At 62.2% G+C, this 22116-nt stretch carries 22 protein-coding genes; 9 read left to right on the top strand and 13 right to left on the bottom strand.

What is annotated here, in order from left to right:
* Position 1 precedes the first annotated feature (1 nt).
* From NKH71_RS16795 to NKH71_RS16775, 5 genes are all read left to right on the top strand, one after another.
* Positions 2-448 carry an RbsD/FucU family protein gene (locus NKH71_RS16795; protein ID WP_023718455.1) on the top strand — a complete coding sequence of 149 codons (447 nt, stop codon included), beginning with the start codon at positions 2-4 and terminating at the stop codon, positions 446-448.
* Positions 445-1368: a carbohydrate kinase family protein gene (locus NKH71_RS16790; RefSeq protein ID WP_352483656.1), complete on the top strand. Its 924-nt coding sequence runs from the start codon at positions 445-447 to the stop codon at positions 1366-1368. The genes NKH71_RS16795 and NKH71_RS16790 overlap by 4 nt, the downstream gene beginning before the upstream one ends.
* Before the next feature lie 253 nt (positions 1369-1621).
* Positions 1622-2764: a DegT/DnrJ/EryC1/StrS family aminotransferase gene (locus tag NKH71_RS16785; protein WP_352895188.1), complete on the top strand. Its 1143-nt coding sequence runs from the start codon at positions 1622-1624 to the stop codon at positions 2762-2764.
* A 17-nt stretch (positions 2765-2781) separates the two neighbouring features.
* On the top strand, positions 2782-2985 hold the full coding sequence (locus NKH71_RS16780; protein ID WP_023718458.1) for a hypothetical protein: 204 nt from the start codon (positions 2782-2784) through the stop codon (positions 2983-2985).
* A 155-nt stretch (positions 2986-3140) separates the two neighbouring features.
* Positions 3141-4160 (top strand): LLM class flavin-dependent oxidoreductase, encoded by a 1020-nt coding sequence (locus tag NKH71_RS16775; RefSeq protein WP_352895187.1) that lies wholly within the window; start codon positions 3141-3143, stop codon positions 4158-4160.
* 53 nt (positions 4161-4213) lie between these two features.
* Here the strand turns inward: NKH71_RS16775 and NKH71_RS16770 are convergent, their stop codons facing one another.
* Positions 4214-4840 carry a CDP-alcohol phosphatidyltransferase family protein gene (locus NKH71_RS16770; protein ID WP_352549180.1) on the bottom strand — a complete coding sequence of 209 codons (627 nt, stop codon included), beginning with the start codon at positions 4838-4840 and terminating at the stop codon, positions 4214-4216.
* A gap of 348 nt (positions 4841-5188) precedes the next feature.
* On the opposite strand from NKH71_RS16770, the gene NKH71_RS16765 reads away from it, so the two are divergent.
* The gene (locus NKH71_RS16765) at positions 5189-5662 is read left to right on the top strand and encodes a phosphatidylglycerophosphatase A family protein (RefSeq protein ID WP_352895186.1); all 474 of its coding nucleotides are present in this window, start codon (positions 5189-5191) and stop codon (positions 5660-5662) included.
* A gap of 214 nt (positions 5663-5876) precedes the next feature.
* Here the strand turns inward: NKH71_RS16765 and NKH71_RS16760 are convergent, their stop codons facing one another.
* On the bottom strand, positions 5877-7475 hold the full coding sequence (locus NKH71_RS16760; protein ID WP_352549182.1) for an FAD-dependent monooxygenase: 1599 nt from the start codon (positions 7473-7475) through the stop codon (positions 5877-5879).
* Between the two features lie 96 nt (positions 7476-7571).
* Between NKH71_RS16760 and NKH71_RS16755 the strand changes: the two genes are divergently transcribed.
* Entirely contained in the window at positions 7572-8015 is a 444-nt protein-coding gene (locus NKH71_RS16755; RefSeq protein ID WP_031193803.1) for a MarR family winged helix-turn-helix transcriptional regulator, read from the top strand.
* An 89-nt stretch (positions 8016-8104) separates the two neighbouring features.
* Here the strand turns inward: NKH71_RS16755 and NKH71_RS16750 are convergent, their stop codons facing one another.
* The 6 genes from NKH71_RS16750 to NKH71_RS16725 form a co-directional block, all read right to left on the bottom strand.
* Positions 8105-9412 carry a type II toxin-antitoxin system HipA family toxin gene (locus NKH71_RS16750; RefSeq protein ID WP_352895185.1) on the bottom strand — a complete coding sequence of 436 codons (1308 nt, stop codon included), beginning with the start codon at positions 9410-9412 and terminating at the stop codon, positions 8105-8107.
* Positions 9412-9663, bottom strand: coding sequence for a helix-turn-helix domain-containing protein (locus NKH71_RS16745; protein WP_023718464.1), 252 nt, complete (start codon positions 9661-9663; stop codon positions 9412-9414). The genes NKH71_RS16750 and NKH71_RS16745 overlap by 1 nt, the downstream gene beginning before the upstream one ends.
* A 265-nt stretch (positions 9664-9928) precedes the next feature.
* Positions 9929-11107 carry a hypothetical protein gene (locus tag NKH71_RS16740; RefSeq protein ID WP_023718465.1) on the bottom strand — a complete coding sequence of 393 codons (1179 nt, stop codon included), beginning with the start codon at positions 11105-11107 and terminating at the stop codon, positions 9929-9931.
* A 56-nt stretch (positions 11108-11163) separates the two neighbouring features.
* Complete coding sequence (locus NKH71_RS16735; RefSeq protein ID WP_023718466.1) at positions 11164-12174, bottom strand: succinylglutamate desuccinylase/aspartoacylase family protein; 1011 nt, start codon at positions 12172-12174, stop codon at positions 11164-11166.
* Positions 12175-12183: 9 nt separating this feature from the next.
* The gene (locus tag NKH71_RS16730) at positions 12184-12528 is read right to left on the bottom strand and encodes a RidA family protein (RefSeq protein ID WP_023718467.1); all 345 of its coding nucleotides are present in this window, start codon (positions 12526-12528) and stop codon (positions 12184-12186) included.
* A gap of 41 nt (positions 12529-12569) precedes the next feature.
* Complete coding sequence (locus NKH71_RS16725; RefSeq protein WP_352494804.1) at positions 12570-13889, bottom strand: alanine racemase; 1320 nt, start codon at positions 13887-13889, stop codon at positions 12570-12572.
* 74 nt (positions 13890-13963) lie between these two features.
* Here NKH71_RS16725 and NKH71_RS16720 point away from each other — a divergent pair, with 74 nt between their 5' ends.
* Complete coding sequence (locus NKH71_RS16720) at positions 13964-14905, top strand: amidohydrolase family protein (protein ID WP_352895184.1); 942 nt, start codon at positions 13964-13966, stop codon at positions 14903-14905.
* On the opposite strand, the gene NKH71_RS16715 is transcribed toward NKH71_RS16720, so the two are convergent.
* Genes NKH71_RS16715 through NKH71_RS16700 form a run of 4 tightly spaced genes read right to left on the bottom strand, consistent with a single transcriptional unit; the run spans position 14879 to position 19388 of the window.
* Positions 14879-15850, bottom strand: coding sequence for an ABC transporter permease (locus NKH71_RS16715; protein WP_352895183.1), 972 nt, complete (start codon positions 15848-15850; stop codon positions 14879-14881). The two genes, NKH71_RS16720 and NKH71_RS16715, sit on opposite strands and share 27 nt — an antisense overlap.
* Positions 15847-16812, bottom strand: coding sequence for an ABC transporter permease (locus NKH71_RS16710; RefSeq protein WP_023718471.1), 966 nt, complete (start codon positions 16810-16812; stop codon positions 15847-15849). The genes NKH71_RS16715 and NKH71_RS16710 overlap by 4 nt, the downstream gene beginning before the upstream one ends.
* A complete protein-coding gene (locus tag NKH71_RS16705; RefSeq protein WP_023718472.1) occupies positions 16809-18317 on the bottom strand; it encodes a sugar ABC transporter ATP-binding protein in 1509 nt (502 codons plus the stop codon). The genes NKH71_RS16710 and NKH71_RS16705 overlap by 4 nt, the downstream gene beginning before the upstream one ends.
* 18 nt (positions 18318-18335) lie before the next feature.
* Entirely contained in the window at positions 18336-19388 is a 1053-nt protein-coding gene (locus NKH71_RS16700; protein ID WP_031193806.1) for a substrate-binding domain-containing protein, read from the bottom strand.
* A 241-nt stretch (positions 19389-19629) separates the two neighbouring features.
* On the opposite strand from NKH71_RS16700, the gene NKH71_RS16695 reads away from it, so the two are divergent.
* Entirely contained in the window at positions 19630-20430 is an 801-nt protein-coding gene (locus NKH71_RS16695) for an IclR family transcriptional regulator (protein ID WP_352483665.1), read from the top strand.
* A 237-nt stretch (positions 20431-20667) separates the two neighbouring features.
* On the opposite strand, the gene NKH71_RS16690 is transcribed toward NKH71_RS16695, so the two are convergent.
* The gene (locus tag NKH71_RS16690; protein ID WP_023718476.1) at positions 20668-22110 is read right to left on the bottom strand and encodes a hypothetical protein; all 1443 of its coding nucleotides are present in this window, start codon (positions 22108-22110) and stop codon (positions 20668-20670) included.
* Between the last annotated feature and the right edge of the window lie 6 nt (positions 22111-22116).

Below are 22116 nucleotides of genomic sequence, written 5' to 3'. Positions count from 1 at the left end.
CATGCTGATCGGTATCCCGGCGCTGCTCGGCCCGGAGCTTCTGGCGATGTTGCGCGCCATGGGCCATGGCGACGAGATCGCGCTGGTCGACGGCAACTACCCGGCCGAACAGCAGGCACAGCGGCTGATCCGCGCCGACGGTCATCATCTCGTCCCGGTGCTGGATGCCGTATTGAGCGTGTTGCCTGTCGACGACGCCGTGCCGCAGGCGCTGTTTCGCGCCTCGGCTAAAGGCGATCCCCTGCTCGCCGATCCGGTTCATCATGAGATTGAAGCGATCTGCGCCAGGCATGCGCCGGGCCGCAAGGTGGTTGCGCTTGCCGGCGCCGACTTCTATGCACGGGTCAAGGCCGCGCACGCGATCGTCGCGACGAGCGAGCCGCGGCTTTACGCCAACATCATCATTCGCAAGGGCGTGATCTATCCGCCGGAAAGCAAGACTTCATGATCCTCTGCTGCGGCGAAGCCCTGATCGACATGCTGCCGCGCACCACGACGGAGGGCGAAGCGGCCTTTGCCCCCTATGTCGGCGGTGCCGTCTTCAACTCGGCCATTGCGCTCGGCCGACTCGGCGCGCCGGCCGGCTTCTTCTCCGGCCTGTCGTCGGATCTGTTCGGCGGGCAGTTCAGGGAGGCGCTGGGGGCCAGCAAGGTCAGTTCCACCTATGCGCACACCTCGCCGCGGCCGACCACGCTCGCCTTCGTGCGGCTCACCAACGGCCAGGCGACCTATACATTCTATGACGAGAACACCGCCGGGCGCATGCTGACCATCGAGGACCTGCCGGAGCTCGGCAGCGAGATCGAGGCCATGCTGTTCGGCGCTATCAGCCTGATCTCGGAACCGGCCGGATCGGCCTATGAGGAGTTCATGCGACGTGAGCATGAGCGCCGCGTGATGATGCTCGACCCCAACATCCGGCCAAACTTCATTCCCGACAAGGCCAGGCATCTCAGGCGCATCCGCAACATGATGGCGATGGCCGACATCGTGAAACTGTCGGACGAGGATTTGAACTGGTTCGACGAAGCCGGCTCGCATGAGGACGTCGTCCGCAACTGGCTGGACCGCGGCCCGAAGCTGATCGTCGTCACCCACGGCAGCGAGGGCGCGGTTGGTTACAGCAGCCAGCACCGGGTCACGGTCGTGCCGGACAAGGTCGAGGTGGTCGATACGGTCGGCGCCGGCGACACGTTCAATGCCGGCATCCTTGCCTCCTTGCACGAGCAGGGCCTGCTGTCGAAGACGGCAATCGCCGGCCTGCCGAAAGAAGCCATCCATAAGGCGCTGACGCTCGGCGCCAAGGCCGCGGCGGTCACGGTCTCGCGGGCCGGCGCCAATCCGCCATGGCGGCATGAACTCGCCTGACCGGCTGGCAACCGCCTCACGGACTGCCTGCCGGCGATCACTTTATGTTTCGCCTAACCTGGCGGGCGGGATGCGCAGCCCATATCAAGCATGCCGAAGCCCGGATTTTCCCGCGTTTAACAGGGCAGATCGGAAACCAGAGGTAACAGGCTGCGACACTTGAGCAATTCAGGGCTTTGCCCTGCGGCTTTCTCGGCCGTGCCAAGTCTGCTACCAGCGGCCGGTTATCTGGCTAAAACCGTTTGAGGCCGACATGCAGTTCATCGATCTTGGCGCACAGCGCGAACGCATCCGCGACAGGCTGAAGGCGGCAATCGACCGCGTCGTCGACGAAGGTCGTTATATTCTTGGACCGCAGGTCACCGAATTCGAAAACAAGCTCGCCGCCTATATCGGCACCAAGCACGTGGTCGCTTGCGCCAACGGCACCGACGCGCTGCTGTTGCCGCTGTTTGCCGCCGGCATCGGCCCGGGCGACGCGGTATTCGTGCCGAGCTTCACCTTCGCCGCCACGGCCGAAGTGGTGGCGCTGACCAAGGCCGAGCCGGTGTTCGTCGATGTCGATGCTGACAGCTACAATATCGACATCGCCAGCCTCGAGGCGGCAATCGCCATGATCAAGGCGGAGGGGCGGCTGAGGCCGAAGGCAATCATTCCCGTCGACCTGTTCGGCCTCGCCGCCGATTACGAAGCAATCATGGCCATCGCCAATCGCGAAGGCCTGATGGTCATCGAGGATGCGGCGCAGGCGACCGGCGGCTCGGCTGACGGCAAGATGTGCGGCTCGTTCGGCACCGTCGGCTCGACCAGCTTCTATCCGGCAAAGCCGCTCGGCTGCTACGGCGACGGCGGTGCGATGTTCACCAATGACGATGCGCTGGCCGAACAGCTGCGCTCGTTCGCCTTTCACGGCAAGGGCGAAACGCAATACGACAATGTCCGCGTCGGCATCAATTCACGGCTCGATACACTGCAGGCGGCGATCCTAATCGAGAAGCTGGCCATCATCGAGGACGAGATGGTGGCGCGGCAAGCGGTCGCCAATCGCTATGCCGAAGGTCTCGGCGATATAGTCAAGACGGCGCGCAATCTGGGCGGCGGCCGCTCGGCCTGGGCGCAATACGCCATCGAAACGCCGAAGCGCGACGGGCTCAAGGCACATCTCGGTGAAAAGGGCATTCCGTCGGTCATCTACTATGTGAAACCGCTGCACAGCCAGATTGCCTATCACGATTATCCGCGCACGCCGACCGGCCTTGCCGTTTCGGAAGAGCTGCCGAAGCGCATCCTGTGCCTGCCGATGCATCCCTATCTGAGCGAGGCCGACCAGGACCGGATCATCGAAACGATCCGTAACTATATCGGCTCGAATTCGGCGCACGTGGCGGCGGCATAATTCGAAAGTTGCGGAACATGGTCGCGGATTACATCGACGAGTTCATCATGTTCTGCGCCGGGTTGTGGATGGCTGGCATCGGCTTCGGATTTCTCGCGGACCCGTTCCAAGCTCGCCCCGGCCAGCAAGCATGGTGGACCAACTTTGGAACCCATTTTAAATGGATGGGGCCGCTGTTGATCCTCATCGCGATAGTGCTCGCGTTCGCGGCACCTTCCTAGATGCGCTCGCGCCAGCAACAGGCTCGCCATTGACGGCATCGCTGATCAACAACGGACCGTTCACCTCAAACTGGGCCGTCGGTACCGATTTCGGGATGCTTTGCTCTGCGCCGAAGCATAGTCTGCACCTGTCTTCCCTCTAGGCTGGCTATTTCATGAAGAAGATTGGTTTCCTCTCGTTCGGGCACTGGACGCCCTCGCCGCAATCGCAGACGCGGACGGCATCCGATGCGCTTTTGCATTCCGTCGAGCTGGCCGTCGCCGCCGAGGAGCTGGGTGCGGACGGCGCGTATTTCCGCGTGCATCACTTCGCCCGCCAGCTCGCCTCGCCCTTCCCGCTGCTGGCAGCGGTTGGGGCGAAGACCAGCCGAATCGAGATCGGCACGGCGGTGATCGACATGCGTTACGAGAACCCGCTCTACATGGCCGAGGACGCCGGCGCCGCCGATCTGATCGCCGGAGGGCGTCTGCAGCTAGGCATCAGCCGCGGCTCGCCGGAGCAGGTGATCGACGGATGGCGCTACTTCGGCTACGCCCCGCAAGAGGGCGAGAGCGATGCCGACATGGCCCGCAGACACACCGGAGTGCTGCTCGAAGTGTTGCTGGGCAAAGGCTTTGCCCAGCCCAACCCGCGGCCGATGTTTCCCAACCCGCCTGGCCTGCTTCGCGTTGAGCCACACTCGGAGGGCCTGCGCGAGCGCATCTGGTGGGGCGCCGCCACAAACGCCACCGCAGAATGGGCGGCGAAACTTGGAATGAACCTGCAGAGTTCCACGCTCAAATTCGATGAAGGCGGAAAGCCGTTTCACATCCAGCAAGCCGAACAGATCAGGGCTTTTCGCGAAGCCTGGAAGGCGGCCGGCCACACGCGCGAGCCACGGGTGTCGGTGAGCCGCAGCATTTTTGCGCTGGTCGACGATCGCGACCGCGCCTATTTCGGCGGCAACCAGGGTGGAGATCAGTTCGGCTATATCGAGGCAGACAGGCTTGCCGTGTTCGGCCGCTCCTATGCCGCCGAGCCGGACGTCCTGATCGAGCAGCTAAAGGGCGACGAAGCCATCGCTGAGGCCGATACGCTGCTGCTCACGGTCCCCAACCAGCTCGGTGTCGACTACAATGTCCATGCCATCGAGGCGATCCTGACCCATGTCGCTCCGGGCTTGGGCTGGCGCTGACGACTTTGTTGGGAAGCCACGGCGGTCAATACGATGCTCGCGTTCTAGCGATCTCACGGCTGCTTCCCGTCGGCTCGTTTCAGCATCGCAAATGCGCGACTGATCCGTTGCAGGGCCGTGGCGTTGGCCAGCACCGCGTACAGCGCGAACCCGCCCGCCAGAATCCAGGGCGAAGCCGCGCCCACGGCAGTCGCGACTCCGTCGGCGGCGAGCAGCACGCAAATGAACACCAGACGTTCCATCCGCTCGAAGAAATCCGGCCAACCATGGTTTTCCACAGGGATTTCCAGCGCCGTCCGCGCCTTGGCATAACTGGTGAGAATCCCGCCGGCGAACGCGAACATTGCGATCGCCCACAGATCGGCGACCCAGCCTATTGCCGCAAAGACGGCCAATTCCTGATAACGGTCGACGATAGCGTCGAAATAGCCACCGGCCTTGGTGCTCATATTTGTCCGGCGGGCGACCGCACCGTCCAGCGCGTCGAAGCTGAAGGCAAACGCCAGGCACAAGCCAAAGGCAAGACTTGAATGGTGATACGCGTAGGCGGCCGAAGACAAAGCCACGAGCACGAGCCCGCTGGCCGTAACCTGGTTCGGCGTCATGCCGATCCCGATCAGCGGAGAGGCGGCCTGCTCCCATAGCGGGTCGATGCGACTTTTCATGAGACCGGCGATCATGGCGGCTCCTCTGATGATGTCGTTTGACGGAGCTTTACCAGCAATTTGCGGGTTTGTTCCACCATCGCCACCGTTTCAGTTGGCCAATGCGGGCCGAGACCGGGCTCAGGAACGTTCTCAACTCGCCGCAAAAGCGATCTCGTTTGGCGAATGTGGCCGGCGGATTAAGATGCTCGCCAAGCTGACGGCGAAACAGAACTTCCGGTCGCAGCGACAGCTGCCCGACAGCATTTCACGGTTTGGGCGATGCCTTTTGACGGGTGTGCAAATCGAGCGGCGGTCTGGCGGCAACACCCGAACGATGTGACTATGATTGCTTGCGACCCGTCGGAAGCCGGCCGAAACTCGATGCATAAATTTCTACCCAAGTTCGCCTACCTGCTCGCGACCTCTGTCGGCGTGGGATTATCTCCAACATGGCCGGGCACGGCCGGCGCAATGGTTGGAGTGGCTGTTGCCGCGGCTCTGATACCCGCATCGCCTTGGCTGACGGTGCTTGCCTATGCGGCCCTGTTCGCCGTCGGCGTATGGGCGTCATCGCATGTTATCTTCCATACCGGGACGGAGGACCCGCAGATCGTCGTCATCGATGAGACCTTCGGCGCCGCCGTGACACTTTCCATGCTGCCGCTCGACCCACTCTGGTGGGCAACAGGCTTCCTTGCTTTCCGGTTTTTCGACGTCGTCAAGCCTTGGCCCATCCGTATCATGCATGACAAGGTAAGGGGTGGGGCCGGCATCATGCTGGACGATGCTGCCGCGGCTGTCGTCGCTGGGGCGTTGCTGCTCCTGCTGAACGAGTTGATTGATCATTTGCCGTAACGGCGACATTCGGCCTCCAATGCCAAAGGCCAGCACGATGGTCCATGCGAGTTTAGCGACACAAGGGGAGGACCGAAGCGGTTGGCGCGGCCCTACTCGGTGACAACGAGTAGGAAGAGGCATGACGAGACGGGCAAACGGCTGAACATCGCCGGCATTCCCGGCGACGACATCGGCAAGGAAGTCGTGCCGGAAGACCGGAGGCATCCGCCGCTCACTGATGATGTTCGCACGCCTGCGTGCGGAAACCCAAGCCGTCAAGTATTTCGATCAGCATCTGTACAGGATCAGGCACACTGTGCGTTGACCGCCACGCGACAAACCCGTCCGGCCTGACCAAGGCGGCACCGCCGCTTTCAACCCCGAGCGCGGAAGGCCACCGATGGTCCAAATCAATCAGACCCCCATTGGCAAAGGCGTGGCAGGTCAGCGGCATGCGGAGGCGCTGGCTTACGGCGTCAGCGGCCTGACACCATGCGTCGTCGGCGCAGAGGAGAAGAAGGTCGCGATCGCACAAATCGAGACTCGAAATCCGCTGGCCGGCACGCCCGACCGCGAAATGCGGTAAACGCGTGCCAGGGCGGCCCGACAACTCCGTGGATTTTTGGAATGGGTGATCGTCCCGCGTGGCTTCCTGAGCCACGACACCTGCAGCGTAGCGTTGGCCAAATACCACGTCGTAATCCTCGACCATCGCGACTGGGGGAGGCAATCGCTTCGACGGATCGTCGAACCATTTCTGAAGGCGGGCGAGCGCTTGCGCCAACGTAGCCTCGATGACCGGCCGGCGCTCCATGTCATAGCTATCCAGCAAAGAGGGACCGGCATGCCCGCGTGTTACCATCGCAAGCTTCCAGGCAAGGTTATGGGCGTCGTGGATACCTGAATTGCCACCGAAAGCGCCTGTTGGGGGCATCAAATGTGCCGCATCCCCCACAAGAAACGCGCGGCCTCGGCGGAATTGGCGCGCTGTCATCGCGGCCACTTCCCAGGAGCGCGCATCGACAAGCCTAGTCGTGATATCCGACCGGCCCGCACCTCGTATGATCAGTTCCCTGCACCTGGCTTCATCAAAATCCTGGGGTTTCTCGCCCTTTTCGGGAAAGTACTGGAGCGCCAGAAGCCATCGTCCACCCTCCCTGGGCGTGAAGGTCCCGTTGAGGTCCGTCACGAAGCACGACGTGAAACGCTTGCCGCCGATCGTCGGAGGCATGTCCGTGTCAAAGACGACATTTATCCAGTGCTGAAGGCCGCCTGCCCCGCTGCGGCTGATCTCCAGCCTCTCTCGCATCGAGCCGTTCGCACCGTCCGCGACGATCAGATAGTCGGCCGAGATGGCGTCCTTTGCGCCGGTCGCGATATCGCGAATTTCCGCGCGGACGACATTCTCATCCTGTTCGAAAGCCACCAGTTCCGTGCTGAAACGTATGTCTGCACCGTTCCGCTCGGCGTAGCGGCGCAGAATCGGTTCCAGGACGTGCTGATCACACGTCGCCGGTTGCGTGGGGCTGAGGGCACTTGCATCCGGCCACGCCGGTCCGCCCCATTGAATCTCGGGATCGGTGAGATTCCTGGCGCGCGCAATAGCGCCTGCCTGCTGGTCCCCCGTACGATTTGCACGAATCTCCTCCTCGAGGCCGAGGCTTCGAAAGATCTCCATGCTGCGCGGGGAAATGCCGGCAAATTTGTACTGGATTGACGTGTCGGGATGGCGCTCGACGAGGACGCACGGAATGTCGTTGTGAGCCAAAAGGGCGGCCGCCGTCAGACCGTTCAGGCCGCCCCCGACGACGAGAACCGTGGTGTTGGTCATCTCGGATCTCCTCTCATTGCTTTGATCACCAAACATTTTGATTGATCAAATCATATGATTGGTCCAAATATGTGTCAAGACACGAAGGAGCGTGGAATGGGACCGGGCCAAGATCGCTTGCAGCACGCCACCGAGGCCTGGCGCCTGATGTTTGATTTCCTGATGCGGTCCGCGCCGGACCGGTTGGCGATCCAGCAGAAATTGGGTCTGACGCCCAACGACTCGCGCGCCCTCTTCACCCTCGACAAAGATGCGGGCAAGCCGATCGGCGCATTGGCCGCTCAATGGCACTGCGACCCTTCGACGGCGACCTGGCTGGTCGACCGGTTGGAGCAGGCGGGGCTCGCCGAACGGGTTCCGTCGCCAAGCGATCGCCGTGTCAAACGTGTCAAGCTTACGGCCAAGGGTGTTGCAACCATTGAGGAATTGACAAGGGAATATCACAAACCCCCTGCGGAGATGCTTGCGCTTACACGCGCGGACCTGGATCAGCTGATCGGCCTGGTCAGAAAGTTACAGGCTGGCAAGTCCGTGGGTTGATTACATCCCGCGCGGCGTTGCTGCTGCTAAAAGAAGATCATTTGGACGTCCCAATGGCTATCAGTCTGGTTGTGCCTCGATCTTAAGCATCACACCTCTTCCAGTCTGCGCACGCGAGCTTTGACCCCATTGCCAATGGCATCTGCGACTTGCGAAGGGAAACCCTTTGGGAGCGATGCACAAACCAGTTCGATTGCCGCTAGCGCCCGTTGGCGCAGCTCGTCAAAGATCGCTGTGACGGGTTTTGGACCAATTCCTGCCTTGGCGGCGGTCTGGATGAAATGGCGCGGCATGACGCTATCGATAAGGTAGTGGCGTGCGTCGCCTATAGCCATCGCCAACTTCATTTTGTTGCGCCTGATCTGTCCCGCATCAAGGCTGGTCTGCGCTGAGATCACATCATAGAACGGCGTCATGCGGAACCGGCCGCCGGGAGAAAGAAAGACGCTAAAATTCTTGGCATGTCCATCTGTGGCGCCGAGCAGCCAAAAGGCGACCACGGCCTTCAGAACCGCAGCTTGATCTAGCTCCGGTTGGTCGCTTCCCTTCATCAGACCAAGGATAGCCGGAACCCCAGGCCCGCCATCGGATTCGTATTTCAGCGACGGAGGCACAGACAGAGCCTGGCAGCAGTCTTCCTGGGGCAAGCGCAGGAGACGGTTGTCACTCGTCCATCGGCGATCGAAACGTTCGACTACGAGCACGCGATTGCCTTCGAATTCCTCGATTGCGGCGACGGCGCACGGGAGTCCCAGGGCGGCTGTCATCTTGAGGCAGAAAAATTCGTTTTCAACACTGAAGGAAAGGTCGATGCCATTTGGCAAGCGTCCAATCTGTGGCTTGAGGATGTGCGTTGTAGCAGTCGTCGCCAGCGGCTTGTACCAACGTCCTTTCCAGAACAAGAGCGCAGTCTTTTCCTGAGCGCCAGCGATCGAGATCCGGAAATCTTCATCCTCGCCCAGCCCGAGGGGGGCCGATGCCAGATCGCGGACGAGACGAGCAATTTCGATATCGTCAACGGGTTTGCCGTCGACAATACCGGCGGGGCCCGGCTCGACATCATCCGGCAGGAATTGCAGTGCGCCGACACAATCCCGTCCGACAGCGGCAAGCAAGTCGTAGGCGTCTATCCCTCGGGCATGAACACGCTCAGCCATACGGCGGCGAATCGGGATGCTGTCGGGCAGGAGATTGTCGAACACGGCAATGACGGGTGCACCGATATAGCGATCTTCACGTAGGGGCAGAGATAGCGAGACTGGTAGCGCATGCTCCCAGGCAAGCCAGGACGGATCATACTGAAAATCGATCGCGCCGCTGGATTGTCTATTCAGCCGCCCGACGAGACGGCTGTTCAAGAAGACGTTGAGCGGGAGGTGCCGCCGCGGACGAGCCATCAAAAGACGTCCTCGATCTCGGTCGACTTTGCTCTGGTCCGAGAGCGGACAACCAATTCAAGGTCGAGCGCTGCGAGAATGTCGCAAAGCGTTCCGAGCTGTGTCCCGGGCGCTCCATTCTCGACGGCCGAGATGGTCGCTTGGCGTAGCATCGTGTGCTCCCCGACAGTGGCCTGGTTCAGGCCGAGCTTGCGGCGCCGCCGGCGGATGGCATCTCCGAGTTGCTTAGGCGTTCGGGCGATTTGGTCCACAGCGTACCTCTCCAGCTATGAGATATACGCTCAGAAGATAGATTTCAATATGCGCTAGAGCGAATAAATTGGAAGATGCGCTCCACCGTATAACCCGCCTCCCTCCCGCGTGGCCCTCACAGCCATGCCTCGATTTTCAGCTAGGCTGCTGGCCGCCGGCCAAAGCAATGCGAGAATCCATGCGGGAAGTCCTCCGAACGCCTCTCCATTACGCGCAATGCTCGAGGCAAAATTAGGCCTATTGGGTCGGCAGTGGATCGATTGTTCACACAGATCGTGCGGCACTCACCCAATCGAGGCGTGCGGCAGGTACAAGGCCGTAATTGTAGAAATTGATGCCATCGACGCCCGCCGCCAGCGCCGGTTTCACTTTGGCGGCGAGAATGTCCGGGCCTGCCATTTCCGGATGGAACAGCCGGTAACCGGTCCCAAGGAATTTCTCTGCTCCGAGCGTGGCACGGCCAGTGGCCATCAGATCTGCGACATCGCTGGCCTGCATATCGTAGGCGCACAGGATCGCGCCGTCGCAAGCCTGGCCGAGAGCCGCCAGATCGCAGCCGCCCAACCAGCCGTCCTTCAGGTCAATGATGAGGACACGTGTGCCCGGATCGGCAACGTCGCGCAGCTCGGCAACCAAGCTGGTCACCGGCTCGAACCGCCACAGCAGAAAGTCGTATAATTCTGGCCAGGGCTGGAAGGTATCGAAGCTACCGTTCGGAAAGTCCGGAAAACGCGGTGCCGGAACGGCACGATCACAGGTCTCGACGATCCACCCTCTGACCAGTTTGCGCGCCGCCTCGCCGTCAATGCCGGCACAAGCGGCGCGGGCGAGGCAGGACGGGCAAAAGCACAGCGACAGAAGGAAGTCATCTTCCGCGGTCAGCCCGACACCGTCTTTCTCGTGATGATATTCGTGGGCGAAGCTCATGAATGACGGGCTTTCGAGCTCGATTCTGTCCGGCTTGTAGGTGTGCGTAACGTCGGCGACCAGCGCGCGAACATAGGCGCGCGCATCCGGATGCGAGGGACAAAGGTTGTAATAATTGGGATCGCCGAAGGCATTTCGGGTAACCACCTGCGGATAAAGCATGCCGGCGCGGGTGTTGTGCAGGCACACCGTCCAGCACGAAACACCGAGCCCATTGGCGTCTCGTCTGCGGACGAGCTCGCCAAGCACGTCGCCTCCCTGCGAGATCACGTCCGCCACCTTGGGCTGAATTGCGAGGTCGGCCCATCGCGCGGCGGTTGGCTTGAAGTAGATCGTGCCGTCCTCCGGGAAATAGGCTTTGCGGCGCGGGCTGCGCGGCTGAAGGAAGCGTCCCGCATGATACGAGGCAGCAAGGCTGATCATGTTGAGTCCCGCGCGTTCGACCAGATCGCGTTCGACCATCTCGAAACCGAGATCCTGGACATCCCAGGGGTAGGTCCACATGGAAAGCTGCATAAGATATCCTCAGTTCTCCAGAGTGGCGCAGCAGCTAGACGCCGTGCGTTTTCCCTTTAGGTTTCTACGGGTTCGGCGACTTGCATGAGGCAGTCTCCTGCCTCGCACATTGTATGCAGCCGCCGCGAAAGCACGATGCCGTTTTCGGCAAAATGCAAGGCTTCCTCGGCAAGATCGAGCCTTTCGAGATCGTGATACCAGCCAGCCAATTGTCCGGCGTTCACGCTGTCGCCAACCCTCACGGCGGGTTCAAACCAGCCGCGGCGGGCGGCGTAGAGGCCTTGGCTATGCCGCGAAAGCGAAAGCAGTCGCGTCGGCATCGAATGCATTGACTCCGCGCCAACAACTGGCCCGTCGACCAGGCCTAGTGCAATCAGCAGATTGTCGATCGCGCGAGCGGTGATCGCCATCGTGTCGACCGTGGCGGTGCCGCCGCCCCCGAACTCACCGCTGACGCCGATGGCGCCGGCACGGCGCGCTGCACCCATGGAGGTCGGCGAGGCCTGGCCATTGTCGGCCACGAACCCATAGGGCATGCAGAGCGCCCGCATCAGCTCCACCCCGCGCCTGTGGCGCTCGGGATCGGCATTGCGCTCGACGAGTGCAGTCGGCAGATGTTCCATCGAAGTGCCCCCCGAATGGATGTCGAAGACGATGTCGTGTCGGGGGAACAGGTCTGTCTCGAGAAAGTTGGCGAGCCGGCTTGTCGGCGTGCCCGACGGATCTCCGGGAAAGGCGCGATTGAGATTGCCGCCATCGAGCGGCGAGCAGCGTTTGGCGGCCATCACCGCCGGCACATTGGCCATCGGCAGGATGGTGACGCGGCCCCTGACTCGCGCTGGATCGAGCCGGCGGACCAGCTTTGCCAAGCACAGCTCGCCTTCATATTCATCGCCGTGATTACCGGCCATAAGAAGCAGCGACGGACCCTCACCATTGCGCATGAGGCAGATCGGGACCTTGATTTGGAAATATGGCGAACGGTCTATCGAGAACGGGATGCTCAGATGGCTGAGCGTCTTGCCGTCCCGATCGAAATCGAGCGAATGGCTGATGCCGGTGTGCATGGCGGCGGTTCACACAGCCGCGACGGCGGTGACCTCAATGCGGAGGTCAGGATCAGCGAGACGCGCCTCGACGCAGGCACGCGCCGGCAGACGGGCGGAATCCACCCAGGCATCGTAGATACTGTTCATTGCGTCGAAATCGCCAATCTGCGGCAGGAAGATGTTGACCGCCACGAGCTTCGACTTGCTGCTGCCGGCCTCGACCAGGAGCGCCTCGATCTTGGAGAGTACCTCGCTCGTCTGACCCTCGATGCCGGCCTTGCGATCGTCTGCGACCTGGCCCGCTATGTGCACGAGGCCGCCATAGACGACCGCCTGCGACATGCGGGAGCCGGATTGGAAGTACTTGATCATATCGGATCCTTTCGTTCTTTTTTTGGAAAGCGCGACGATGGTCAGCCGAAATAGGTGGGAAAGGCGTGGCTGACATACCCGGCCGCGTCGACGCCAAAGATCACGCGATAGCGATCAAGGCAGGTGCAGGGATGGGAGATGCCGAATTCAACGGTGTCGCCGACGGCAATGTCGTCGCCCGACGCAATTGTCAGGAAGGCGTGCTGGTCGTTGAGCTTGAAGACCTCGGCACGCGCTATCGGCAGCTGCTTGCCGGCACGAAAGATGGTCAGGACCATTGGAAAGCCCTGGTCGAACGACACGTCGCGCATGCCCATGCCGCAGATCGCAAGGCCGGGCTCCGGCCGCGACAGTACCTCGGCCCATAGGCGCAAAGCCGGACGGAACGAATTTCGTGCGGACGCATTGAAGCCGCCGACTGCAAAACCCTCGCGGGCGTCGAGTGTGCCGAGCGAGCGGTCGTAGACGCCATGGTCGTGGAAGAAGATGGCGCCGCTGCGCAGCACCAGCGTCGCGCTGCTGTCCCTAGAAACGAGAGGCGAAAGCGCTGCGACCACTTTGTCGAAGTAGACCGAGCCGCCTGCCGTGACAATCAGCGGGGTGTCGCCGCCGACGCGGGCGCGGAGCCGCAGGAACATGTCGGCTGTCATTGTCAGCAGGGCGGATATCGCCTCATCGGTGCGGTCAGGATCGGGCTGCGCCGCGGCACCTTCATAGGTTGCGACGCCGGCGATCAGCAGCCGGCCGCCGGCTGCTACAATCGCGTCGGCAATCGCCTCGGCTTCGCCGGTGGTCCGGGCGCCTGCCCTGCCCGCACCAAGTTCGACGAGCACGCGCAATGGCGGCAGCCTCGCATTGGCCCGCCAGGCTTCGGCAAGCGCATTCACGGCGGCGATCGAGTCGGCGAAAACGTAGAACTCAGCGCTTGGCCAGGCGCTGACAAGAACCGCAAGCCGGTTCGCACCACCTGGTCCGCCGACCTCATTGGCGATGATCAGCCGACAGAGTCCGGCTCTGAGCATCACCGTGGCCTGCCTTATGTCGGCGACGGTCGTGCCCCATGCTCCGGCCTCGATCAGGGACCGGGCAAGATCAGGCGCCATCGGGGTCTTGGCATGCGGGGCGATCACGGCGCCCTGCTCTCGCGCATAGCGCAGGAAGAGGTCACGATTGGCGATGAAGGCCCCCTCGTCGACGGTCAACACCGGCAACGACATACGCCCATCCGCTGGATGCCAGCGCTCAGATGCGACAAGGCTGCTGTCCAAGCCGAGGGTGCCAGGCGGCACGCCGCGGATACGGTCATCGAGCAGGAAATTTTCTCGGGTCGCCAGCAACAGTACGGGTGAGCTTTCGGTCATCCGATGCTAGTCCTTCCTTTACAGGATGAAGTCCGGATCGATTTCCGATTCCGGCCACACCATGAGAGAGATGCGTGCCAACACCTTACCGCGGACCGATCATCGATGCCCACCATCACCTTTGGGATCTCGGCCTCAGCCGGCACCCCTGGCTCGCCACAACGGCTGGCGAACGCGGCGGTCTGGGGGAGCTTGGCCGCTTGCGGCGAAACTACCTTCCTGAAGATTATTTGCGCGACGCCGGCCGGCACAATGTCGTCGCAACCGTCCATGTCGAAGCCGGCTGGACCGGGGATGAATGCGTCGGCGAAACGCGGTGGCTTGAAACGCTCGACAAGTCGCGCGGCGTGGCCGCCCGTTATGTTGTTCACATACCGCTGGCGAGCCGCCAAGCGCCGGCGCTGGTCGAGGCGCAGGCGGCATTCGACCGTGTCGTCGGTGTGCGCGACATACTGAGCTGGGATCCGGATCCTGCCCGCCGTTTTGCTGCCCGTGACGGCATCATGGACGATCAGGCCTGGCGTGCCGGCCTGTCCCTGCTTGGGCGCCACCGGCTGGTTTTCGACCTGATGGTGTTTCCGCGCCAGCTCGCCGGTGCGGCGCGCCTCGCGGCGGCCTTTCCGGACCAGCTCTTTGTTCTCAACCACTGCGGCAGCCCGATCGATCGCGATGCAGACGGGATGCGGGTGTGGCGCGAAGGGCTGCGGCTTTTGTCGGAGTGCGACAACGCTGCCATCAAGATATCGGATCTGGTCGCCTACGATCATGATTGGACACTCGACAGCCTGAAGCCGGTTGTCATGCATTGCATCGACTGTTTCGGTACGCAGCGAGCGATGTTCGGCAGTGACTTCCCAGTCGCCGGCCTGCATGCGTCATTCGATGCAGTATATGACAGCTTCAAAGCCATTGCAGGAGAGCTTTCCGCGGACGAGCAAACGGCGCTGTTCTTCGGCAACGCAAGGCGTATCTACCGGCTGCACGATATTTCATCGGCGGGCCTGCTCCCTGCCTGAGAGAAGCAGCAGCCCCAGAATCAGCGACCCGAACAGGATACTGCGCCAGCCGGGCGATGCGTTGACGACGGTGATCAGCGCCGTGATCGTGACCAGCAGGATCGCGCCGGGGATAGTACCGGCATAGGTGCCGAGCCCGCCCAGTATCGAGGTGCCGCCGAGCACCACGGCGGCAATCGACGCGAGGAGATAGGGATCTCCTATCCCGACATAGCCTTGGCCGTTCATGCCGAGGACCAACACACCGGCAAGTCCCGAACAGAAGCCGCTGATGCCGTAGACGGCGAGCGTGGTCGAGGCGACGGAAACTCCGGACAGCGCCGCGGCAAGCGGATTGGCGCCCATCGCGAAAATCCGGGCGCCGAGGGATGTCGCATGCATCGTGGTCAGAACGATCACGGAAATGACCACCCACAAAAGCACGCCTGCCGGAATACCGGCTGGCCGCGCATTGCCGAGCCAGCTGACCAGCGGGTTCTCGGCGGTCACGGCGCTGCCGCCGGCGATGATGATCAGGAGGCCCTGCAGGAATGTCGCCATCGCCAGTGTCATGATCATTGGATGAACGCGCAACAGCGCCACGCCCAGCCCGTTTACGAGACCTATCGCGGTCGTCAACGCAAGTACTGCAAGAACGGCTGTGAGCCCGGTCGGATCCGCCTGCAATGAGAGCAGCGGGAGGCTGACGGCACTGACCGTGACGATCGCCGCGACGGAAAGGTCAATGCCGCCGGCAATCACCACGAAGGTCTGGCCCGCCGCGACCAGGCCGATCACCGCGCCCAACTCGCCCAAATAGCGCAAATGACCATAAGCGCCGAAGCCACGTGAAGCGAAGCTCGCCGCGATCCACACCGCGGCAACGATAGCGACCGTGAGGAAGGGCCGGCTGCGCAGGATCGTCAACGCCCGCCCGCCGCGCGCGCTCTCTTTCCGTGCTGTCATTGCTGCACCTTGCGGAATTGCGGGATGGCGACCGCCCCGATGATGATGAGGCCTTGGGCGACATACTGAGCAACTGGCGTGAAGCCGAGGAAGAACATGACACTGATCATCAGGCTGAGCAGCAGGCTGCCGGCAAGCGCGCCGCGCATCGTGCCCTGGCCGCCGAGGAAGCCGATTCCGCCGAGCACCGCGGCGGCAATGGAATTCAGCGTGAAGGCTGTGCCTATGACCGGGTCGCCCGAACCCGTTTGCGCGGCGACGAACAGGCCGGCGCCTGTGCAAAGCAGACCGCTGATCGCATAGGCCGCGATCCGCGCGCCGTCGACCGGCACGCCGGAGCGATAGGCGCCGACCGGATTCTCACCGGCGGCATAGAGGCTCAACCCAAGCGGGGTGGCGAGATAGAGTTTCCACAAAAGCACGACGAGCACCAGCAACACGAATGCCGCCGGCGTGTTGCCGGCAAGCAGGTCCGACAGCCACTCCGGAATGGCGCCGCCCGGCCTCGGCAGGATGAGCAACGCAGCACCGCCGATGATGAAGGAGCCGGCGAGCGTCACCACGATGGCCGGCAACCGAAGTTTCACGACGATGAACCCCGTCGCGGCACCGATGCCGATACCGGTCAGCGCCACCACGGCGGTGCCGCCGGCTACGCCCAGCGGCCCGATCATCGTCGTCGCGGCGATTACCGCGCCGAGACTGACCATTGCGCCGATTGCCAAGCTGATGCCGCCGGTGAGCATGAGGATCGCCTGGGCCATCGCGACCAGCGCCAGCGGAAACCAGCTCTGGGTGAATTTGGCGAAGCCGGACGCCGTCAAGAGGCCGGGGAACAACACGCCGTAGGCAACGAGGAACGCCAGAACCACGGCAAACAGGCTGCGCACGCCAACATTTCGGCGCAGCTGAACTCGCCAGTAGAGGGCGCCGGCTTGGCTTGAGGATACAACCGTGCTCATGCCGCAACTTTCTGCTGTTCGGCGCCCATTGCGGCGGAGACGATGACTTCCTCGCTCAGTGCCTCGCGCTCGAGCATGGCCTTGATGCGACCTTCTCGGACCACGGCGACGCGGTCGCAAAGGTGCACCAGTTCGGGTGTGTCGGAACTGAGCAGGACGATCGCCTTGCCGGCGGCAGCGAGATTGCGAAGCATCATGTAGATCTCACGCTTGGTCTCGACATCGACGCCGCGCGTCGGATCGTTGAGGAGAAGCACAAGCGGATCGTGTGGCATCCATTTCGCCAGCGCGACTTTCTGCTGGTTGCCACCTGAGAGTGCCTGCGCCGGGCGATCGAGGTCGCCCTTGATGGCAAGCTGGGCGGCGAGTCCCCTCGCCAAATCGCGCTCGGCACGCCGGCTGCGCAGCTTCAACGCCGGCAGCCTTGCGAAGGCTGGTAGCATCATGTTGGTGATTATGGGATGGATCAAGTGCAGGCCTTCGCGCTTGCGGTCGGCCGGGACATAGGCGAGGCCGAGCGCATTGGCTTTCGGCACGCCGCCCGGCAGACCCGAAGCAGCGTTTACGGTCGCGGATGCCGACCTAGCCGGGATCGCGCCGTAGAGGCCAAGCAGCAGATCTTCCTGCCCCTGCCCGACCAGGCCGCCGATCCCAAGCACCTCGCCTGTCCTGATGTCGAGATCGACGTCGCGCATCAGGCCGGCCGAAAAATTACGAACCGAGATGGCGTTGGCTGGCGATGGCGAAGGCTGCCATCGTGGAAAGAGATCGCCGGGGTCGCGGCCGACCATCAGCCGCACCAGCCCGGCGGCATCAGTTTCTTCCAGCGAGCGGTCCGCCGTGCAGGCGCCGTCCTTCAGTACGGTGACATGCTGGCACAGTGTCATCACTTCGTTCAGCCGGTGTGAGATGTAGAGAATGGCGATGCCCTCGGCCCGAAGCCTTTCCAGCAAGTCCGTGAGGGTTTTTGTCTCGGTTGCCGATAGCGATGAGGTGGGTTCGTCGAGAATGAGCACGCGCGGCCGCCGGTAGAGCGCCTTGGCGATCTCCACCATCTGACGCCGGCCGAGTGACAGATGCCCCACCGGCGTAGACAGCGGTTCGCGAAGGCCGACAAGATCACATGCGGCCCTGGCCCGTGCGGCAAGTTCCGTGTAATCGACCAAGCCGAATCTCTTGGGATAGGCGCCGAGCCCGATATTTTCGGCGATCGAGAGGCTGGCCGTCAGGCTGAGTTCCTGTTGGACAACGGCGATCCCGGCATGCCGCGCATGAGCGGGGCTCATGCGCGATACCGGGCGTCCATCAACCTCGATCGCCCCGCCGTCCGGGCGCAGGGCGCCGGACAAAAGGTTGATCAGCGTCGACTTCCCCGCGCCGTTCTCGCCGAGCAGCGCATGCACGCGGCCCGGCTGCAGAGCGATGGAAACGTTGCGCAGGACGGGGTTGCCGAAGAAGGACTTCGACACCCCCCGCGCGGCGAGAAGCGTAGCCGTGGTTGTCAATGTTGCAACCCTTCAGGCTTATTTCTGGGCCAGCAGCTTCTTGAACAGATCCTCATCGAACGGCGAATAGATGTAACCGTCAGCCGGGAAATCCTTAGCCCGGGCGAGATATTCGTCGACGTTGGAATTGTCGATCACCGGCAGCGGGATCTTGACGAAAGCCGGCACATCCTTGCCGTCCAGCGCCTGTACGGCGGTGTAGGTGGCGAAAGCGCCGAGCCAGTTCGGCTGCATCGTCGCCCAGCTCTTCAAGCCCTTTTCCTTCCACAGTTCGAGGAACTGGCGCGCATTCTCGCCGGTGATCGGCACCTGGTCGCGACCCTGCTTGTCGAGCGCGAGCACGGCACCCGCCGACAGAGCGCCGCCGAGCGACAGGATGCCGTCGATTTCGGGATTGGCGAAAAGCAGACTGGTGACCGCTTCCTGGGCGGGCGCGACATTGTAGGGCGTGTTCGTTTCGGCAAGCACTTTCACATCGGGATGAGCCTTAAGCTCGGCATCGGCGCCTTTGCGCCGGTCGTCACTGACCGAAACGCCGGCTGGGCCATTGAGGATCAGAATTTTGCCCTTGCCTCCGATGGCGTCGATCAGGAACTTGGCCGCCTGATCGCCCCACTGCGAGGAATCGGTGTTGACCTTGGCGGTCACCTGGTCGGTGTCGACGAGGCTGTCGAAATTGATGATCGCGATGCCTTTGGCGCAGGCGTCCGCCAGCACGCGCGCCGGCGCGGTCGACGAGCCAGCGATCAGGATGATGGCATCGACATCGGAATCGATCATCGACTGGATCTGCTGAATCTGGACGTTGGCGTCGCCTTGGGCGTCGGTCACGACGAGCTTGTCGACCAAGCCTTGCTTCTTCAAAGTTTCGACTTCGGCTTCGATCGTGCCCTGTGTCTGCTTCATCCAGGTCGGAACTGAATAGATGTTGGCCCAGCCGATCGTATACGGCGCCTTGCGGTCGCCCTTGATGCATTTAGCGGCGGCGTTGGCCTGCGAACCGGCGCCAACGCTGAGGAGAAGACCGAGGCAAAGGGCGCTGGCGGATGCGAAAAACGATGATTTGGTCATGATTGTTCCCTTCTGAGGTTATGCCTGGACGTGCGGGGTCGAGACGAGAAAACCCGCCGGTTGCCGCATCTCGGAAACCGCCCTTTTTCTCGTCAGGACTCTCTGCGCCTGGCTCTTTATTGTCCGATATTCCAGACAAGAGGCCTGTATATCGGACAGATGGGATGCTAGACTGAGCCTTGACATCTTTCAAGCGTCTTGAGACGAGGGCCGAAATGATTTTGCGCGGGGTGCGGCCCACATGAGCGATGGCGTCACTGGTTTGATCGAAAGGGAAGTCCGCGCCGAGCCGCGCAATGGCGAACGGCGCCGCGGGATTGACCGCGTCATCACGCTGCTTGAAGCGCTTCTGCGGCAGCGCGCGCCGATGCGCGTCGGCGATATCGCCAAGATGATCGGCGCGCCGCGTTCGACCACTTATGAGATCGTCAACAGCCTGCTGGAAGCCGAAATGCTCGAGAACGTCGGGACGGAAGGCTATGTCTATTTCGGAAAGGCGATGCATCTGTTCGGCTGGGCCTACTCACATCATAATGCCCATTATCGACGCATCATCGAAACCCTGGACAGACTAGGCGCGGAGACGGGCGAGACCGTCCAGCTGTGTGGCCTGCGCGGGAACAAATACGTCGTCCTTGATTGCCGGGACTCGCCCGGCCCGTTCCGGATTTCAAGCGATGTCGGAGTCGAGGTGCCGATCCCGTGGACGGCGTCCGGAAGGCTGCTGCTCGGCCATATGAGCGCGCAGGAAATACAGGACTTCATTCCGCCTGGCGACTACAAGCTTCCCGACGGCCGCGTCATTGCGCCAGCCGAGTTCTTCGGCGATGTGGCTCTGGCGCGCCAGCAAGGTTTCAGCGAGACCGCCGCTCTGGCTGACCGCTTCACCTGGTGCATGGCCGCGCCCATCCGCGATGGCGACGGGGCCATCAACAAGACGCTTTGTTTCGTGTTGCCCGTCGACACGCCGGAAGCCAGGCGCAGCGAATTGCTTGCCCTGCTATGCGAGCGCGCCCGTGGATTGTCGCTGGCGGGAAGCTAGTAAAAATCGGCGCGCGAAGGTTCGGGATAGGCTCCGCTCGTTCAGCCGCAGCAGCGAGGCCGGAACCGGTATTCCGGTGGGTATGGCAAAGGCGGCAGCGCGCTCCCGCGACCACCTTTGCCCACAGTCCGCAGCGTGCCAGCACCGCAGAGTGCACGCGATGATACCGGTGCCTGGGACACCTCGTCCGGCCCGGCCACAACGCACTTACCGTCTTCATTGAGCGTCGTTGATTGCTTAGACAACGGGACGTTCCAATTCCGCCGGATCATCCATCGGCGGGAGCGGCGGCAATGGAAAGCAAAGCTCGCCTATTACCTGAACGCCCACGCCAAGCACACTTATCTGTTCGAGGTCGGACGTGCTGGATGTAGAGCCGGTTGGCGCCTGCATCAGGAAGGGACCCAGAAACGAGACGGCGTTTTGCATCGTCGTGCGGGCTTCGGCGGTCCACGAGCCGCTGAATTCCACGTTACGAACCAGAAGCAGGCCCTGAGGCAGGCAATGCGCATAGGTCTCGTCGGTCGAAGCCTTGATCATGTCGCCGCGCTTCATTCCCGGTACGTACCAATCCTCCTCGTCGACGAGGTCGGGATGCCACCATCTCGTGCCGGCGATCCGCCGGGTGATGGTGAGCATGCAATACTCGAAATGCACATGCAGTTCACTGTCCGAGGTAGTTACCTCCGTTACGACCGGGTTTTTAATGAGATCGTGAAGCTGGATTGTGGCCAATCGGTTCACGAGCGAGGTGTCCAACTGCATTTGCGTGCTGGAAGCATTTGGCTGCTCTCTGGGCGGCGAGACGTGATCTGCCTCGGCTGTGAAGTGTCGCCGGGCAGCGCGAATTCGACTGAATGTTGGCAGGGTAGCGGCCAGCGCCCGGGCGTGGAGCGGCGAAGCGGTGAGGCCACCCAGATGGTTCGCGCTGAACTGGCTCAGATTGACCGCGGTGCTTGCTGCATCCTGGATACCGAGAAACTCGACTGGCTGGGTAGCGTAGTCCGTGAGATGTGGCTGCATGCGCAGCTTTCTGACCGCTTCAACCCTTGGCACAACAGCTAATTCGGCGGCAAATGCCTTGCGCCGTTCGACCGCCTCGGAAACTGCGGTGAGGTTCGACACCACCTCTTTTGTCAACACTCGCATCTTCCATAAGTGGGGATTTGCCTTAATGGCGCCGGGTGTCTCGGTCGTGGTTGCGGTAGTGCGGGATATCCTTTGATCGAAGACATGCCAGGCCGTGCAGCTGGGCTCGGCGAAATCTGTCGGCTCGCAGCTGAATGGCAGCGCATCGGGATTGTCCCCGATATCTTTTCGTGCCTCGGCAACCATCGCGGCGATGCGCGCATAGGAAGGAGCATCAACCGGAACCCCCGGTTGCGCCCATGGGATCATCGCCAAATAGGCAGACTTGGCGGTAAGACTGCCGACAGACGAGGCGGAAACGGAGGAGGCATCGGACCGTTTCAGCCATAGCGGGTAGTCGTACTGGTCTTCCAGCCACTCCGACAGCCGCAGCGGATTGGTCACGCCATTTTGCACGATGCCATCGGCTAGCGCCTGCCCCGGATGAATGGCAAGCGCCAACGACGGGTCATTGTTGGGGTTGTAGGTCGCGATTAACGTGTCCACCACTTGCTGGCCAAGGATCGCGAGCTGATCGCTGTTCGTGCTCACAGGGAC

Source organism: Mesorhizobium sp. M0983, from assembly GCF_040318975.1.
In the GTDB taxonomy this organism is placed as follows: domain Bacteria; phylum Pseudomonadota; class Alphaproteobacteria; order Rhizobiales; family Rhizobiaceae; genus Mesorhizobium.
The sequence above is the reverse complement of the archived record's forward strand: the minus strand, read 5'-3'. Positions and strand labels throughout refer to the sequence as shown.

Bases quoted from the DNA above. Each gene is read 5' to 3' on its own strand.
- NKH71_RS16795 (WP_023718455.1), top strand. From the start codon at position 2: ATGCTGATCGGTATCCCGGCGCTGCTCGGCCCGGAGCTTCTGGCGATG.
- NKH71_RS16790 (WP_352483656.1), top strand. From the start codon at position 445: ATGATCCTCTGCTGCGGCGAAGCCCTGATCGACATGCTGCCGCGCACC.
- NKH71_RS16785 (WP_352895188.1), top strand. From the start codon at position 1,622: ATGCAGTTCATCGATCTTGGCGCACAGCGCGAACGCATCCGCGACAGG.
- NKH71_RS16780 (WP_023718458.1), top strand. From the start codon at position 2,782: ATGGTCGCGGATTACATCGACGAGTTCATCATGTTCTGCGCCGGGTTG.
- NKH71_RS16775 (WP_352895187.1), top strand. From the start codon at position 3,141: ATGAAGAAGATTGGTTTCCTCTCGTTCGGGCACTGGACGCCCTCGCCG.
- NKH71_RS16770 (WP_352549180.1), bottom strand. From the start codon at position 4,840: ATGATCGCCGGTCTCATGAAAAGTCGCATCGACCCGCTATGGGAGCAG.
- NKH71_RS16765 (WP_352895186.1), top strand. From the start codon at position 5,189: ATGCATAAATTTCTACCCAAGTTCGCCTACCTGCTCGCGACCTCTGTC.
- NKH71_RS16760 (WP_352549182.1), bottom strand. From the start codon at position 7,475: ATGACCAACACCACGGTTCTCGTCGTCGGGGGCGGCCTGAACGGTCTG.
- NKH71_RS16755 (WP_031193803.1), top strand. From the start codon at position 7,572: ATGGGACCGGGCCAAGATCGCTTGCAGCACGCCACCGAGGCCTGGCGC.
- NKH71_RS16750 (WP_352895185.1), bottom strand. From the start codon at position 9,412: ATGGCTCGTCCGCGGCGGCACCTCCCGCTCAACGTCTTCTTGAACAGC.
- NKH71_RS16740 (WP_023718465.1), bottom strand. From the start codon at position 11,107: ATGCAGCTTTCCATGTGGACCTACCCCTGGGATGTCCAGGATCTCGGT.
- NKH71_RS16735 (WP_023718466.1), bottom strand. From the start codon at position 12,174: ATGCACACCGGCATCAGCCATTCGCTCGATTTCGATCGGGACGGCAAG.
- NKH71_RS16730 (WP_023718467.1), bottom strand. From the start codon at position 12,528: ATGATCAAGTACTTCCAATCCGGCTCCCGCATGTCGCAGGCGGTCGTC.
- NKH71_RS16725 (WP_352494804.1), bottom strand. From the start codon at position 13,889: ATGACCGAAAGCTCACCCGTACTGTTGCTGGCGACCCGAGAAAATTTC.
- NKH71_RS16715 (WP_352895183.1), bottom strand. From the start codon at position 15,850: ATGACAGCACGGAAAGAGAGCGCGCGCGGCGGGCGGGCGTTGACGATC.
- NKH71_RS16710 (WP_023718471.1), bottom strand. From the start codon at position 16,812: ATGAGCACGGTTGTATCCTCAAGCCAAGCCGGCGCCCTCTACTGGCGA.
- NKH71_RS16700 (WP_031193806.1), bottom strand. From the start codon at position 19,388: ATGACCAAATCATCGTTTTTCGCATCCGCCAGCGCCCTTTGCCTCGGT.
- NKH71_RS16695 (WP_352483665.1), top strand. From the start codon at position 19,630: ATGAGCGATGGCGTCACTGGTTTGATCGAAAGGGAAGTCCGCGCCGAG.